Here is a 1,228-nt window from a genome sequence, read left to right on the forward strand (position 1 = left end):
TTAGGAAGTGGTGAAACAGATGTTTACAAAATTTCTAAAAAATTATGTGCATTAAATCCAGTTGTTCAAAGTGATAACTTCAAAGAGTATTCTGCAACATTTAAAAGAGTTGCAAATATTATCAAAGATTTAGATATTGATTCTAAACTTGAAGTAAATGATTCATTATTTGAAGATGATGCAGAAAAAGATTTATATTCAAAATATGTAGAAGTAACATCAAAAGATTACACTACTTATGATGAAGAACTTGAAGCATTATTTGCACTTAAACCACAATTAGACAACTTCTTTGACAGTGTATTTGTAAATCATGAAAATGAAGCTATTAAAACAAATAGAAAAAATACAATTGGTCTAGTATATCAAGCATTTAGAAATATCGCTGATATTAAAGAAATTACAATATAATCTAACTACAACTATCCTCAAGGTGCCAAATAATGGCACTTTGAAGCTTTCATTAATTTTCAACTTACTATAATAAAATACAAAAAATCACAAATATTCCTACTTTTTACCCAGAATATATGAAATTACAAGGAATAATAAAGTTGAAAATATATATTAGATACAATACAAGATAATTTAAGAGGCATATATTAGCCTAGAACTTTAAGAAATAGATAAGATGTTTTATGTAAAGGAATTGTAATGATATTAAAAAATAAACTTGGAATTAAAAGTGAAATAGAATTAGCAAATGAAGAAGAAAGAATTAGTAAGCTAAAAGCTAAAAAGCTTTTTGAAAGTGGTTTTTTTGATACCTTGGATTTTGGTAGTTTTGAAAGTTTATCAACTATTCATTGTAAGCTTTTTGAAGATATTTATGATTTCACTGGTATTGTAAGAGATGTAAATATTTCAAAAGGAAACTTTAGATTTGCACCAATTACTTACTTAAACGATGCGCTTAAAAATATAGAAAAAATGCCTCAATCTTCTTTCGATGAAATAGTTGAAAAATATGTAGAGATGAATGTAGCTCACCCTTTTAGAGAGGGAAATGGTAGAAGTATGAGAATCTGGCTTGACCTAATATTAAAAGATGAAATTAAAAAAGTTGTTGATTGGAATAGTATTGATAGAGATGATTACATTTTTGCAATGGAGAGAAGTCCTGTAAAAGATACAGAAATTAAACTACTTCTAAAGAATGCCCTAAGTGATGAAATAAATAATGCTGATGTATTTATGAAAGGTATTGATGCTAGTTACTATTACGAGG

At 26.5% G+C, this 1,228-nt stretch carries 1 protein-coding gene and 1 pseudogene; both read left to right on the plus strand.

What is annotated here, in order from left to right; translation table 11 throughout:
- Nucleotides 1-411: pseudogene (locus ACERKK_RS13150) on the plus strand (glycine--tRNA ligase subunit beta); the annotation flags it as partial.
- Nucleotides 412-654: 243 nt separating this feature from the next.
- A partial coding sequence (gene fic, locus ACERKK_RS13155; protein WP_373773528.1) for a protein adenylyltransferase Fic occupies nt 655-1,228 on the plus strand: 574 nt, incomplete at its 3' end.

Source organism: Poseidonibacter sp. (genome assembly GCF_041821165.1).
GTDB lineage: Bacteria > Campylobacterota > Campylobacteria > Campylobacterales > Arcobacteraceae > Poseidonibacter.